Here is a 13636-nt window from a genome sequence, read left to right on the forward strand (position 1 = left end):
TTTATCTTTTACCCGAAGAGTTAGCCCGTAAAGCTAGATGACATATAGCAACAGTCTTCCGTTTATTTGTAATACTGATAGTGTTTTTCCAATTTTTTCGAGGCTAACGTTAGGACGGCCGTCAACAAAAGGTAAATAATACCAACTAAAACTAAAGGCAATAAACTGACATCGCGACTCATCGCAATTTTACCAGCACGTAATAGGTCCCCTAAACCAAGTACATAGATCAAAGAAGTATCTTTAACCAAATTGATCACTTCATTACCGATAGAAGGTAAAACGATTTTGATCACTTGGGGTAAAATAATTCTTGTGACGGTTTGAAATCGTGTTAAACGTAAAACTTTCGCCGCTTCATATTGCCCTTCTGGAATCGATTGAATGCCGCCACGAAAAATTTCTGCAAAATAAGCTGCATAATTTAAAATAAACGCGAATAAAGCTGCATCATATCGTTCAAAGACAATGCCAATCAATGGTAGGCCGTAAAAAACAAAAATAAGTTGTAGTAACAACGGTGTCCCACGCATTAGCCAGATATAAATAGTAATCAGAAAATTCAAAGGTTTAAAATTTGTCTGTAAGGCAAATGCAACTAAAATCCCAAGTGGAATCGAGCCTAATAGTGTAAAAATAAATACTTTCAATGTCATGAGTGCGCCGTCAACTAAAGCCGGCATAATTTCTAAAATATAGTTCATCATTTTTCCTCCAGTTTTTTATTTTTTTATAAGAGTAAACAAAAAAGTCCCCTTGACTGGTTTGCCAAGAGGACGAAATAATCGTGGTTCCACCTCAATTCGTTAATACCTCACAATATTAACCTCGTAGAATCTTTTGTAAAAGAAAAGATTCTTTTCTGATAACGGAGAATGCCGCATCTTCTTACTTGATTCAGAAGGTGACTAAAACAGGTGTGTTCATCGAAGGTTTCCAGCTTTTTTTCTCAGCGAATAAAAAAGTCTCTGTCAAGAAAGTATCTTTGATTACTTGTTCTGTTTGTGCGTTTTAATTTTATTAGAATAGCTAATATGAATTGTTCTAATAAGTTATTTCTATTTATTGTAACAATATACGATGTTTAGGGATAAAAAACAAAAAATCCTTTGGCAATTAAGCCAAAGGACGTAAAAATCGTGGTTCCACCTTTTTTTATTATCGCTTCACAACGATAACCTCATGAAGTCATAGACTTCCAATGCTGTAACGGGCATACCCGAACTTCCCTACTGCTACATTCAAAAAGTTAACTCCCAGATGTGGTTCGCTTTATCCTTCTGTCTTTTTACACCAACCAAAGACTCTCTTTGAGAATAAAATAAAGGTACTCTTCTGTTCTTTGTTTTTTTATAACTTTACCACCAGTTTTTCTGTTTGTCAACAACTGTTTGTTTAGAAAATTCAGAAAATAGCTTGTTTTAAGCATAAAAGTAACTGATTGAACAAAGTTGAGGTAAAATAGAAATAGTTACTTCCTATTAAAAAGTAAGTAAACGGTGATAGTGAAAAACTATCGCACTGTTTCTATTTGTACTATCCTTCTATAAATATATCTGATAAACTATGTACAATTATTGTCGGAAAGTAAAAAAGGAGTGATATCGATTGAGGCGGCCGATTATTGGAATTGCAGCGAATGAAATTGAAGACGCAGGGGCGAAATTGTATCATTTACCGATCAGTTATACTCCTTTTGGATATGTTAAAGCCGTTCAAAACGCTGGTGGTTTACCGTTGGTTTTGCCAGTGGGCTCTCCTGATTTGGCTAAGGAGTATATCAAACAAATCGATAAGTTGATTTTGGCTGGCGGACAGAATGTTTCACCAGCATTATATGGTGAATCAGTTCAACTTGAAGAAGCGTCATTATCAGAAAAAAGAGATCAATTTGAGTTAGCGTTGATTGAAGAAGCTATTGCACAAAATAAACCGATTTTTGCGGTTTGTCGTGGTCTCCAATTAGTTAACGTAGCACTTGGTGGCAGTTTGTATCAGGACATCAGTCATTTTAGCGATGGGAAAATTGCCCATATGCAAGTACCGGTATCACGTGAAATTCCTACACATCAGATCCAAACAGAAGACACGAGTATTTTACGTGACATTTACGGTAAAAAAACAACTGTTAACTCGTTTCATTTTCAAGCTGTCAAAAAATTAGCAAAGAAACTAAAAGTTACAGCACTTAGTGAAGACGGCATTATTGAAGGAGTGGAAAGTAACGATTCGAATCTCGCATTTTTAGGCGTGCAGTGGCACCCTGATTTTGCTTTTGATCATTTAGAACAAGAAATGGCTGTTTTTCGTTATGTTGTTGAAGAATTATAGGTAATGTAGATTGAACAGAAAACAAGCGTTATGATCAGTTTTAAGAAAGAGGAGGAATTAGACAATGAAGAAAAAGTTTGGTGTTTTTGTATTAGCAGCGGGTTTATTATTGACGGCTTGCAATGGGGGACAAGGGACCAGCACATCTGGTGAAAAAACGGATGGCGGTAAAACAGATCAGACACAAGTAATCAAAGTTGCTTCTGGAGGAGAGTTATCAACACTAGATAGCGCACATTATACGGATGTATACAGTTCGGATATGATTGGTCAAGTTGTAGAAGGACTTTATCGAATGGATAAAAATCATGATCCAGAATTAGCTGTTGCAGCAAGTGAGCCTACCGTTAGTGATGATGGATTAGTGTACACATTTAAATTAAAAGAGACAAAATGGAGCAATGGTGATCCTGTTATAGCAGGTGATTTTGTCTCAGCATTTAAAAATGTTGTAGATCCAAGTTTTGGTTCAAGTAGCAGTAACCAAATGGATATTTTCAAAAATGGTCGAAAAATCCGAGAAGGGGAAGCAAAAGTGGATGAGCTTGGGGTCAAAGCAATTGATGATCAAACATTAGAAATGACCTTAGAATACCCAATTCCTTATCTATCTCAAGTATTGGTTGGAACGCCCTTTATGCCCAAAAATGAAAAGTTCGTCAAAGAAAAAGGCGATGCTTACGGTACATCAACAGATAATTTTGTTGGAAATGGCCCATTTGTAATTTCTGGTTGGGACGGTAATACAGAAAATTGGAAACTAACAAAAAACAAAGACTACTGGGATCAGGAAAATGTTAAGCTAGATACGATTGATGTTCAAGTAGTGAAAGAAATCGGTACTGGAACAAACCTTTTTGATGCAGGTGATCTAGATTACACTGTTCTAGCAGATACGTATGCATTGCAATACAAAGACTCACCGCAAGCACATTTTATTCCCAAGGCAATGGTTGGCTATTTGAGTCCTAATCATAAGCGAGAAGTAACCGGCAATGTAAATGCGCGTAAAGCTATTTTACAAGCAATCGATAAAGAAACATTTGCTAAAGATATTTTAGGGGATGGTTCTACAGCTATCAACGGTTTTGTGCCAAAAGATTTTGCGAAAGATCCTGAAACAGGCGAAGATTTCCGAAAAGAAAATGGAGATTTCCTTCCATATGATTTAAAAGAAGCACAAAAAAGTTGGGAAATAGCTAAGAAAGAATTAGGCAAAGATGAAATTGAATTAGAATTATTATCAGCCGATTCCGCACTTGCGAAAAAGACAATCGAGTATGTCCAAGGGCAATTACAACAAAATCTACCTGGGTTAAAAATTACGTTGAAATCTATTCCACTGCAAAATCGATTGGACTTGCAAACAGCAAGCAATTTTGACTTAGTTTTTGGTACATGGACACCAGATTATGCTGATCCAATCAACTTTTTAGAATTTTATGACTCTAAAAGTGGGTTGAATACTTCAGGCTATAATAATTCTGACTATGACAAAGGATTGAATGATGCTAGAATCACTTTAGCTAACGAACCAGAAAAACGTTGGGATAAATTAAAAGAATTAGAAGAAACCTTGATTGAAAAAGATGCCGCTGTTCTGCCGCTTTATCAAGGAGCAATTGGGTATTTAAAAGCGGATCAATTAAAAGAATTACAAGTTTTTCCGTTTGGTAGAACAGTATCTTATCGTTTAGCGTATGTTGAATAATAGATAAAAAAGGGAGCATAAAGATCAACATCTTTATGTTCCCTTTTTTTATTATGAAGTCATTAGTATCTTCATCGCAGTGTTTACAGTGAAAAAGAGAAAGGCGTAAACGAGGATCCAACAAAGAGCATGCATATCTTTTGTAATTGTTTGATAATGCGTTTAACATAAAAGTATAGATGAGAGAAAAATCTTGAAAAAGTACAATCAACGTTGGAGGGAGAAAATCTATGCGAGTAATCAAAGTACTTATTTCTATTATACTATTAGCTGGTATTTTTGGGATTGCTGGTTTATATTCTCAAATGGTAGATTTAGGTGTTGTGACCACATTTTTTGATAATTTACTGTTTCAATATGATTGGCTATTTTATTTTTACCAAGTTGTTCTTTTTGCTTTATTAGCAATCTTGTTGCTGGCTTTCTTGATGATTATATTCAAACCGATCACATCAAAACAAATCCACATAAAAAAAGATACCGGTCAGGTCAACTTACCACTGAACACACTGGAATCGATTGCTAGAGCTTCATTACATGGCATTGTAAATGGTGATAATACACAGGTAAAAGTTAGATTAACAAAAAAACAAACGGCAGATGTAGAAGTCACGATAGCAGACGAACAACAACAGCAGTTCTTAAGTAGAGGGAAACAAATTCAAGAATCAATCCCACAAGCCTTGCAAAACATGGCAATGATCGAGACGAATAAAATCAAGGTTATTTTCAAAAAGAAAAAAGCAGAATCGTCTTTATTGCCAAGCAGTAAAAAAGAGTCACGTGTGGTTTAAAGGAGGAAGGATAATGAAAAAAAGAATGACAATAGCTCCTTACCGCAATCAAATTATATGTACCGGATTAGCTGTTCTAATTGCCATACTGTTTATGACAATTGGATTTTGGAAAACAGTTTTGCTTGTCGCTTTAACAGGAATCGGCTATTTTATTGGCAAAACGCAAGATGAAAACCGCTCTATCTCTTCAATTTTAGCTACAATACAGGCTTTTTTTGAAAGATAAAAATAAATCGAATCAAAATCAGAAAGGTTGAGAAAAATATGGATAACAAAGCAACTGGAAACACAACTGAAGGAACAAACGCAAATGGAATCAAAACAAAATTAACATTTGACGATCAAGTCGTGAAAAAAATTGCTGGTATCGCCGTATCAGAAATCCCTGGTATTTTAGGATTAAGCGGAAATGCGATTACAAACTTGACCGATAAATTTACGAATGGAAACAATCCAACGAAAGGCATTAGTGCAGAAGTTGGAACGAAACAAGTTGCAATTGATTTAGATGTCATTGGGGAATATGGTAAGAATATTGCTCAAGTATTTGATACAGCAACAAAAAAAGTTGCAGAAGAAGTAAAAAACATGACGGGGCTAGATGTTATTGAATTTAACATGAACGTAGATGATGTGATGTCAAAGGAACAGTACGAAGAAAAATTTGAAAACAAGAAAAAAGATGATAATGAAAATGATAAAAAACAAGAAAACAATACACGTACATTACAATAATGTTTCGCTGTAGTTGAATTAGAGGAGGATGTTTATTATGTTGAGTTTTATTTGGTCATTGATTGTCGGCGGTGTACTAGGAGCCATTGCTGGAGCAATTTTAGGTAGAGATGTACCAGGTGGTGTAATTGGCAATATTATCGTTGGATTTATTGGTAGCTGGGTAGGCACAATGCTTTTAGGAAACTTTGGCCCAATTATCGGTGGGTTTCCAATTATTTCCGCATTGATTGGTGCAGTGATTTGTATCGCAATTTATTCATTTATTGCGAAACGAATGGCATAGATATAAAGAAATAAAAACCAGTTCTACATGACTTTTACAAGCTATGTAGAACTGGTTTTTTTATTATTCCAGCATTTCTGCCGGCAATAAAATCGTTTCTTTATGACCATCATCAAAAGCAAATACTTGAGACGGATAGTTTTCAGAGTAAGGAAAAGGTAAGTCAACGGCCATTTGAACATCGCTGATTTCTTGTGAAAAATGAACAGTTACTGTCCCACCATTGTCTATTAAATCAAAATACAGCACATTCGTAAGTGGGATGACCCCTTTTAAATCCAAATCGATAATCAGCCAGATACTGTCGATCAAAGCGCCAGGTAGGCTTTCAACCACACCTAAAGATGCATAACGACTACGTTCACTATCAAAACTTTCAACCATTTATATGACCTCCTTTAGCTATCTAATATCAACAGTATACCTTATTTAGGAAAAAGTCGCTTCTGTCATGTTTCAAAAAAAAAGCAACTAAAAAGCTTGCACAATCTGTTGAATGTAAAAATAGAAAAAAGAAATTGAGACATCACTCTAAGAGTGACATCTCAACCTTCTAAAATCTATTTTAATAGATGGATTATTCTGGTTTTTCACCGATCACTGTAGGTTCAGCAGCTTCTCCAGAACTTTCTTCTTCTGATTCCGTTTTCGCTTCTACTACGGCTGCAATTTGTTCTTCACTGTCAGTAATGATCTCATAATCTTTACTTTCTGGTAAATCAGCCACGGTAATAGCATCGCCAATTGCAAGTTTTGTAATATCGACTTCTACACGTTCCGGTAACTTATCTGGTGTTGCTGAAACTAAAACATTATATAAGTTTTGAGCAAGTTCACCACCAGCTTTCACCCCTTCGGATTCACCGATAAGCACGATTTCAGCTTCTACTTCCGTTGTTTCTTTCATATTTACAGCTAGAAATTCGATATGTTTCATTTGATTTGTAAAGGTGTCCAATTGAGCTTTAAACATCAATGTATTGATTTTTTTACCACCAATAGTCATTGTGATTACGGCATTGGCACCATTGTCTCGTAAAATTTTTGTTATTTCTTTTTGATCAACTGAAATAGGTGTACTTTCAATTTCATACCCATAAACGACGGCGGGAACTTGACCAGAGTGACGTAGTTGATTTCTTAGTGAACGCGGACGGACAGCTCTTTCTTTGACTTCTAATGATACTGACATAACCTAAATTCCTCCCTTAAATTTAAAAGCTGAACAAGCTTTTATAGCCTCCCTGTATTATGAGACTTGCTTATAAAGCTAGATAAATCAAAATGAATTTATATTTGGTTATCTGCAAAACGCAACATGATGGAAAAAAGGAGTTTTGTTGACGTAGAGTATAAACATGTAAAAGCATAAACTTAGCTAAGGTTTTCCTGTTCAAATTTGAAACGAACAAGCAGCTTCTACAAACGAACAACAAAAACAAAAAATCCCGAATAATTGTGCACAATTATCCAGAGGGAATTCCATATGATATCTTATTCTCTCCCAGGTCATTACGCTGTTTTTGAGAAACCTTATTCACTTTCTATATCAACCTTAACGCGAATTCAATGGTAAGTCAAGGGAAGTGAAGAAAGAACGGATGACCTTTAAAGAGTCTTAAAAAGTATCGATTCGGAAAAATTGTACGTCGTTCAGGGTGATTTCTTTTCATTTTTTAAAGTTTATACTAAAATATTAAATGAAATGAGGAAAATAAATGCGGTTAGATAAATTATTAGAAGAAAAAAAAATCGGTTCTAAAAGAAAAGTAAAAACACTGATTCGCAGTAAACAAGTTACGGTTGACGGTCAGATCATCTTGAATGAAAATTTGAATGTAGATGCAACGTTACAAGAAATTTACGTTGGGGATCAAAAAATCCAACACGAATCCCATGTGTATTATATGCTGAATAAGCCTAAAGGTGTTGTGACGGCAGTCAAAGATGCTCAACATCAAACCGTTATTGAGTTAATTCATCCTAGTGATCAACGAGCAGGATTATATCCTATAGGTCGTTTAGATCGTGATACAGAAGGATTATTGCTAATGACGGATAATGGTCAGTTAGGGTATCAATTATTGTTGCCACATAAAAAGGTTACAAAGAGGTATGAAGTTAGAGTGAATGAACCTTTAACAGCTCAGGATAGTATAGCATTTGCGCATGGAATCGTTTTTTCTGACGGAAATAGGTGTAAGCCGGCCAAGCTGGAAATTTTAACATCAGAAAAAAATGAGAGCCATGCCTATTTAGATATAACGGAGGGAAAATTTCATCAAGTCAAAAAAATGTTTTTATCTGTTGGAAAAAAAGTGGTTTATTTGAAACGATTATCAATGGGACCAATCCAATTAGATACAAACCTTGATTTAGGGGAATATCGTCCCTTAAACCAAGCAGAATTAAAGATGTTGTTGCCTTATTTTACGACTCATAAAAAAGAAAAGAGAGTGGAAGATGAAATTTAAAACATTATTATTTGATGTAGATGATACATTACTAGATTTTCAATTAACAGAAAAAAAAGCACTACAAGCTCTTTTTCAAGAAGAAAACGTCACGCTAACAGATGAAATAGAAGCAACATACAAAAAAATCAACAGTCAATTGTGGCGTGAATTTGAGCAAGGAAAAATAGATAAAACAACGGTGACGGATATGCGCTTTAGTTTACTATTTGAGCAATTAGATAAAAAAGTAGATGGGAAAAAGATGGGGGAACAATATCGCCATTATCTAGGTCAGGGGCACGATTTATTGGGAAATAGTAAAGAAATCATTGAGCGACTCAAACCTGATTACGATCTGTATATTGTGACAAATGGTGTCGCAAAAACGCAATATCAACGACTGAACGATTCAAATATGACACCCTTTTTTAATTATATCTTTGTTTCAGAAGAAGTAGGTTTTCAAAAACCGATGAAAGAATATTTCGACTATGTTTTTGAACGAATTCCTAATTTTGAGCGAGAAAAAACATTGATTATTGGAGATTCATTGGCTTCAGATATTCAAGGAGGGAATTCGGCAAATATCAAAACAGTTTGGTTAAATCCAGGGAAACAACACCCAATAGCTGAGGTTAAACCAACGTATGAAATCAGTTATTTAGATGAGATTTTTAACGTGTTGGAACAATAAAAATTGGCAGTCGCAGGAGTTCATAAGACTTGCGACGGCTATTTTTTATAGATCTATACATAAGCGAACCATATCTTTTAAAATAAGCTTATTCTCGATTATTTCTTCCTCATAGTGACGAAGAAAAAAATCACGATCAATACTTGTCATGCGAAAGCCGCATTTTTGATAAAGATATAATTGACCCAAGCTAGTACTGCCCGTACCGATTTCAACGGTTTTGTATTGATTATTTTTAGCATAAACGAAAGCAAACTGGATCAATTTTTTACCAAAACCTTGCCCCTGATAGCTTTTTGAAACGGCAATATTCACAATTTCTAATGTTTCGGGTCTTGTAGGAAGTAAGACTAGAACACCAATCGGTATTTCATCGTGAAGTAGTTCAAAACATAAACCACGTTTAGTATAGTTAGCGACTAAATGTTTAGCTGGATCAGCTAATAATAGTAGGTCATAGTGGACTGTTTGAAGAGTTTCGATTTTCTTGATCGTCATACTGTTTTTTCCTTTCTAATAAAATAGTCAATAAGTGAATAAAATTGTGGCATTTATGCTCGTTTCTATTATAATAGAAAAAGGTTATTATGACTATTACATATAAGAGAGAGGTTTCGTTGAATGAAAAATACTCAACCAATCGTGATTGGTGTTACTGGCGGTTCCGGCAGTGGGAAAACCAGTGTCAGTCGAGCGATTTTTAATCATTTTCCCAATCATTCTATCATGATGCTGGAACAAGATTCTTATTATAAAGATCAAAGCCATCTGAGTTTTGAAGAAAGACTAACAACGAATTATGATCACCCGTTTGCTTTCGATACGGATTTGCTGATCGAGCACATACAACAGTTGATTAACTATCAAACAATCGAAAAACCAGTGTATGATTACGTTGCACACACTCGAAGTTCAGATATTCTTGTTCAAGAACCGAAAGAGGTCATTATTTTAGAAGGGATACTGATCTTGGAAGATGTTCGGTTAAGAGAGCTAATGGACATTAAACTCTATGTCGACACAGATGATGATATGCGCATCATTCGCAGAATCAAACGTGATATGGAAGAACGCGGAAGAACTTTAGACTCTGTTATTGAACAATATTTATCAGTAGTAAAACCAATGTATCATCAGTTCATCGAACCCACAAAACGATATGCAGATGTGATTGTTCCAGAAGGCGGAGAAAATCACGTAGCGATTGATTTGATCACGACAAAAGTAGCAAGTATTTTAAATGAAGTATAAATAGAGAATCACTAAAAAACAATGGTTTTTATTTGAATTTATCAAATAGAGTCGTTGTTTTTTTGTTATGTTATTCTAGTGCAAAAACAGGAAATATAGACAAACTATTCTTAGGTGTAGTATCTTATGAGATAACTATTGACGAGGGCATCAGTGATCTTAGAGAGGAATGGATTAGATGAGAATTTTAATTATTGAGGACAATCGTGAACTGGCGACATCAGTTCAAAAAGGATTAGAACGGGAAAAATTCTTAGTCGATCTGGCTTTTTCTGGGTTAGAAGGAGAAGAGAAAGCCTATGTAAATAACTATGATGCTATTTTATTAGATTTGAATTTACCTGATAAAGATGGATTATCGATTTTACATTTTTTAAGAGAATCCAATATAGACAGTCCAATCATTATTATTACTGCGAGAGATGAAATTGAAGAAAGAGCAAAGGGTCTCGATTTTGGAGCAGATGATTATTTAGTAAAACCATTTGAATTATTAGAATTAGTTGCCCGTATTCGTGCAGTCATCAGACGTTTTCACGGTCGAACATCACCTCATATCCAAATCAATCAACTGATGATCGATCCTGTAAAACGTTTTGTTTCTTATGGGGGAACGGAAATCACTTTAAAGCCAAAAGAGTTTGATATTTTATTATGTATTGCCCAACAGCATCCGGCGGTTGTTTCCACAGAAGTAATCGCTGAACATGTTTATGATGAAAATTTTGATCCATTTTCGTCTGTTTTGCGTGTTCATCTTGCTAGGTTAAAAAAACAACTTGCTCAAGCATCTGGAAAAGAATTGCTTAAAACGATTCGAGCGAAAGGATATCAATTATGCGAGTAAATTTTAAAATCAGTTTAACGGTGCTGACCTTTGCTTTTTTTGTTATTTTGATCATTAGTGCTGGCTTTTTTGCAGTGAAAAGTAACTGGAGTTCACTGAATATCGGTCAATCGATCGGTTCAGCGATTTATATTGTAAACGATGAAAATGAAACGATTGCTCAAGCACAGCCAACCACAACCGTTGCATTAAAAGCATCTGAATTAGTCAGTACTCAAGCGTTAGATGATATTTATTTAAATAGTTTATTAAAATATTTGCCGATGATCATTTTAGCAGTGTGTTCAGCTATTTTAGTACTGACGATGACCTTATGGTTTGTTTTACGGCGAATTTATACGAAGCAGATGATTTCGATTATTCATGATTTACAGTTTTTAGAGAAATTTTCTGAAGATAAAGTTGAAGATAAAACTGTTGCGAAAGCATTCAAACAGTTAAAAGACAAGTTTGATGGGAACCTAGCTGATTATAAGAGGTTGAGTAGTTATCTCACTCATGAACAGAAAAATGCTATTGCGATTTTAAGAGCTAATTTGGAATTAGAACACAATGAAACGGGCAATCTTCACATTTTAGATCGCCTAACGGATAGCATCGATGATATCTTGACCCTTTCAAACAGTTCGGAAGAAGCAATGAGTGAGAAGGTGGATGTGTCATTAATTTGCGCAGAAGTATGTGATACGTATCGCAAAAGTTACCCTGAACTTACATTTTCCTTTGATGAAATTGGCTCGACGTTGATTTTAGGCAAAAATCGTTGGATCTATCGAGCAGTATCAAATTTAGTGGACAATGCAATCAAATATGGGAATGAAAAGCCTATAGAAGTGGCTGTTAATAACCGAAACGGAAGTGTTATTGTTGAGATAACAGATCATGGTAAAGGAATCGACCCAGAGGTTCACACCACTATTTTTAACCACAATTACCGAATCAACGGACTAAAACAAGATGGTTACGGGATTGGCTTATCGGTTGTTTCTCATGTTTGTGATTTATGCCAAGGCTTTGTTTATGTTGAAAGTAAGAAAAATCAGGGATCAACTTTTTATCTATCATTTCCACAAATTGCTGAAAGTTAACATTCAGTTAACAATTGGTTTGGTATTGTAGAACAAGAAAGGAGGAGAGCTAGAACATGTTCGTCTTTAAACATGCTTTCTTAAATCTTAGAAGACACATCTGGAATTATTTACTAGTCGGCATCATGCTATTTCTTTTGATTTTAGGGACAATGGTTACAAGTACCCTCTATAGCTCTGCTAAATTATTCACGCAACATTACAGCAACCAATTTAAGACCATAGTAACGATTCTAGAACCTGATTTAAGTAATATATCGCATGAAAAAAAACTAACAAAGGAACAATATGTCAAATTTGGAAAGTCTAAGTACGTAAATGGAATGAAAATGATTGAGAACACGCCGATTTCCTTTGAAACGTTAACAACAATCCCATCTCCAAGTATGGTTCAATTCCAAGAATCAGAGGGAAATGCATTGAAAGAGAATTACAATCAGGGCCTAGCAAATTGGTGGGGAGCTGAATCAGATAGTCTTGTAAAAGAACTCACTGAAAATGGATTGGATATTAGCGCAGGAAGCACAGTTCTAAAAGACAATGAATGCTTGATCAGTAATGAATTTGCCGAATTGAACCAACTCAAAATAGGAGATTCAATTCAAGTCGTTTTAACAGGAAATGAAAAAAAGGCACGACAATCATTAGTTATTGCTGGAATGTATCAACCTAATGAACAAGTTCAATCAGATGGTGCTAGTCAATTGGTGGGGGGGCAAGGAAATGATATTTTTACAAATTGGGAAACCTTGCATGCGATGGAAAAAGACGATCAATTCGTGTATAACAGTGTATCGTATGAATTAACAAGCATGGCTATCTTTGAAGATTTTTTCGATGAGATCAAAACAAAAGGGTTACCAAGTGAATATCAAGTGATGACTAATGAAGCGAATATGAAACTATTGTTAAGTCCAGTTAACGGGACAGGTACACTTTCTGGAACGATTTTGTTAAGTTTCTTGATTTTTGGCAACTTTGGGTTAGCACTACTTTCAATTCGGCTGTTTAGACAAAAGCAAACAGAAATTTATGTGTTGCGTAATATTGGTATCACGAAACAGCAAATAATCAAAAGTCGACTGATCGAGTTGGTGGTAGTTGCGAGTTTTAGTTTTACTTTTGCCTTGATAGCGACAAAATTTATCGTACAGCCGATTGCAGATTGGCAATTAAGCAGCCAAAGGCAACTGATGGGAAACGTTGATCAGCTATTTAGTTTCGTCGCTAGTGAAAAAAACGAATCTATAGCATCTATCCCAATGGTGTTCAATGCTAATTCTTTCATCACTTTTATTGGAGTTACCTGCTTATTCTTGATTACCATCATGTCCATTGACAGTTATAAAGTTTTTAAATTTGAACCGATTGAATTTTTGTTAGAAAGGAATTTAGATGAGCGATGATTCTCTCTCTTAAAAATATAGTATATACGAATAA

Annotated in this window: 16 protein-coding genes and 2 other annotated features; of the genes, 12 read left to right on the forward strand and 4 right to left on the reverse strand. The window is 35.0% G+C overall.

Annotated elements, in window-relative coordinates:
- Window positions 1-62: 62 nt before the first annotated feature.
- The gene (locus BCR22_RS03525; protein ID WP_181429461.1) at window positions 63-707 is read right to left on the reverse strand and encodes an amino acid ABC transporter permease; all 645 of its coding nucleotides are present in this window, start codon (window positions 705-707) and stop codon (window positions 63-65) included.
- 62 nt (window positions 708-769) lie between these two features.
- Window positions 770-1016: a binding site (T-box leader), on the reverse strand.
- 105 nt (window positions 1017-1121) lie between these two features.
- Window positions 1122-1352 (reverse strand) — a binding site (T-box leader).
- A gap of 256 nt (window positions 1353-1608) precedes the next feature.
- Here BCR22_RS03525 and BCR22_RS03530 point away from each other — a divergent pair.
- The 6 genes from BCR22_RS03530 (at window position 1609) to BCR22_RS03555 (ending at window position 5860) form a co-directional block, all read left to right on the forward strand.
- A complete protein-coding gene (locus BCR22_RS03530) occupies window positions 1609-2331 on the forward strand; it encodes a gamma-glutamyl-gamma-aminobutyrate hydrolase family protein (protein WP_069653605.1) in 723 nt (240 codons plus the stop codon).
- 64 nt (window positions 2332-2395) lie between these two features.
- Window positions 2396-4042, forward strand: coding sequence for a peptide ABC transporter substrate-binding protein (locus BCR22_RS03535; protein ID WP_069653606.1), 1647 nt, complete (start codon window positions 2396-2398; stop codon window positions 4040-4042).
- 230 nt (window positions 4043-4272) lie between these two features.
- On the forward strand, window positions 4273-4836 hold the full coding sequence (amaP, locus tag BCR22_RS03540) for an alkaline shock response membrane anchor protein AmaP (RefSeq protein WP_069653607.1): 564 nt from the start codon (window positions 4273-4275) through the stop codon (window positions 4834-4836).
- A gap of 13 nt (window positions 4837-4849) precedes the next feature.
- Complete coding sequence (locus BCR22_RS03545; RefSeq protein ID WP_069653608.1) at window positions 4850-5065, forward strand: DUF2273 domain-containing protein; 216 nt, start codon at window positions 4850-4852, stop codon at window positions 5063-5065.
- 38 nt (window positions 5066-5103) lie between these two features.
- Complete coding sequence (locus BCR22_RS03550; RefSeq protein WP_069653609.1) at window positions 5104-5574, forward strand: Asp23/Gls24 family envelope stress response protein; 471 nt, start codon at window positions 5104-5106, stop codon at window positions 5572-5574.
- 37 nt (window positions 5575-5611) lie between these two features.
- On the forward strand, window positions 5612-5860 hold the full coding sequence (locus BCR22_RS03555; protein ID WP_069638886.1) for a GlsB/YeaQ/YmgE family stress response membrane protein: 249 nt from the start codon (window positions 5612-5614) through the stop codon (window positions 5858-5860).
- A 63-nt stretch (window positions 5861-5923) separates the two neighbouring features.
- Here BCR22_RS03555 and BCR22_RS03560 read toward each other — a convergent pair whose 3' ends face one another.
- Window positions 5924-6244, reverse strand: coding sequence for a DUF960 domain-containing protein (locus BCR22_RS03560; protein ID WP_069653610.1), 321 nt, complete (start codon window positions 6242-6244; stop codon window positions 5924-5926).
- A gap of 193 nt (window positions 6245-6437) precedes the next feature.
- Complete coding sequence (locus BCR22_RS03565; protein WP_069653611.1) at window positions 6438-7052, reverse strand: 50S ribosomal protein L25/general stress protein Ctc; 615 nt, start codon at window positions 7050-7052, stop codon at window positions 6438-6440.
- A 526-nt stretch (window positions 7053-7578) separates the two neighbouring features.
- Here BCR22_RS03565 and BCR22_RS03570 point away from each other — a divergent pair.
- Complete coding sequence (locus tag BCR22_RS03570; protein ID WP_069653612.1) at window positions 7579-8334, forward strand: 16S rRNA pseudouridine(516) synthase; 756 nt, start codon at window positions 7579-7581, stop codon at window positions 8332-8334.
- Window positions 8324-9010, forward strand: a complete 687-nt coding sequence (locus BCR22_RS03575) for a YjjG family noncanonical pyrimidine nucleotidase (RefSeq protein WP_069653613.1) — start codon at window positions 8324-8326, stop codon at window positions 9008-9010. Before BCR22_RS03570 ends, BCR22_RS03575 begins: the two co-directional genes overlap by 11 nt.
- Before the next feature lie 45 nt (window positions 9011-9055).
- Here BCR22_RS03575 and BCR22_RS03580 read toward each other — a convergent pair whose 3' ends face one another.
- Window positions 9056-9508, reverse strand: coding sequence for a GNAT family N-acetyltransferase (locus BCR22_RS03580; RefSeq protein WP_069653614.1), 453 nt, complete (start codon window positions 9506-9508; stop codon window positions 9056-9058).
- A gap of 123 nt (window positions 9509-9631) precedes the next feature.
- On the opposite strand from BCR22_RS03580, the gene udk reads away from it, so the two are divergent.
- The 4 genes from udk to BCR22_RS03600 all read left to right on the forward strand — a co-directional run bounded on the left by udk (window position 9632) and on the right by BCR22_RS03600 (window position 13602).
- Window positions 9632-10261 (forward strand): uridine kinase, encoded by a 630-nt coding sequence (gene udk, locus BCR22_RS03585; RefSeq protein ID WP_069653615.1) that lies wholly within the window; start codon window positions 9632-9634, stop codon window positions 10259-10261.
- 178 nt (window positions 10262-10439) lie between these two features.
- Window positions 10440-11108, forward strand: coding sequence for a response regulator transcription factor (locus BCR22_RS03590; protein ID WP_069653616.1), 669 nt, complete (start codon window positions 10440-10442; stop codon window positions 11106-11108).
- A complete protein-coding gene (locus BCR22_RS03595; protein ID WP_069653617.1) occupies window positions 11099-12196 on the forward strand; it encodes a sensor histidine kinase in 1098 nt (365 codons plus the stop codon). The genes BCR22_RS03590 and BCR22_RS03595 overlap by 10 nt, the downstream gene beginning before the upstream one ends.
- Before the next feature lie 56 nt (window positions 12197-12252).
- A complete protein-coding gene (locus BCR22_RS03600; RefSeq protein ID WP_069653618.1) occupies window positions 12253-13602 on the forward strand; it encodes an ABC transporter permease in 1350 nt (449 codons plus the stop codon).
- Window positions 13603-13636: the final 34 nt, after the last annotated feature.

This window comes from Enterococcus plantarum (assembly GCF_001730295.1).
Taxonomy (GTDB): domain Bacteria; phylum Bacillota; class Bacilli; order Lactobacillales; family Enterococcaceae; genus Enterococcus_L; species Enterococcus_L plantarum.

Coding starts and splice junctions, on each gene's coding strand:
- BCR22_RS03525 (WP_181429461.1), bottom strand. CDS start 707: ATGATGAACTATATTTTAGAAATTATGCCGGCTTTAGTTGACGGCGCA.
- BCR22_RS03535 (WP_069653606.1), top strand. CDS start 2,396: ATGAAGAAAAAGTTTGGTGTTTTTGTATTAGCAGCGGGTTTATTATTG.
- amaP (WP_069653607.1), top strand. CDS start 4,273: ATGCGAGTAATCAAAGTACTTATTTCTATTATACTATTAGCTGGTATT.
- BCR22_RS03545 (WP_069653608.1), top strand. CDS start 4,850: ATGAAAAAAAGAATGACAATAGCTCCTTACCGCAATCAAATTATATGT.
- BCR22_RS03550 (WP_069653609.1), top strand. CDS start 5,104: ATGGATAACAAAGCAACTGGAAACACAACTGAAGGAACAAACGCAAAT.
- BCR22_RS03555 (WP_069638886.1), top strand. CDS start 5,612: ATGTTGAGTTTTATTTGGTCATTGATTGTCGGCGGTGTACTAGGAGCC.
- BCR22_RS03560 (WP_069653610.1), bottom strand. CDS start 6,244: ATGGTTGAAAGTTTTGATAGTGAACGTAGTCGTTATGCATCTTTAGGT.
- BCR22_RS03565 (WP_069653611.1), bottom strand. CDS start 7,052: ATGTCAGTATCATTAGAAGTCAAAGAAAGAGCTGTCCGTCCGCGTTCA.
- BCR22_RS03570 (WP_069653612.1), top strand. CDS start 7,579: ATGCGGTTAGATAAATTATTAGAAGAAAAAAAAATCGGTTCTAAAAGA.
- BCR22_RS03575 (WP_069653613.1), top strand. CDS start 8,324: ATGAAATTTAAAACATTATTATTTGATGTAGATGATACATTACTAGAT.
- BCR22_RS03580 (WP_069653614.1), bottom strand. CDS start 9,508: ATGACGATCAAGAAAATCGAAACTCTTCAAACAGTCCACTATGACCTA.
- udk (WP_069653615.1), top strand. CDS start 9,632: ATGAAAAATACTCAACCAATCGTGATTGGTGTTACTGGCGGTTCCGGC.
- BCR22_RS03590 (WP_069653616.1), top strand. CDS start 10,440: ATGAGAATTTTAATTATTGAGGACAATCGTGAACTGGCGACATCAGTT.
- BCR22_RS03595 (WP_069653617.1), top strand. CDS start 11,099: ATGCGAGTAAATTTTAAAATCAGTTTAACGGTGCTGACCTTTGCTTTT.
- BCR22_RS03600 (WP_069653618.1), top strand. CDS start 12,253: ATGTTCGTCTTTAAACATGCTTTCTTAAATCTTAGAAGACACATCTGG.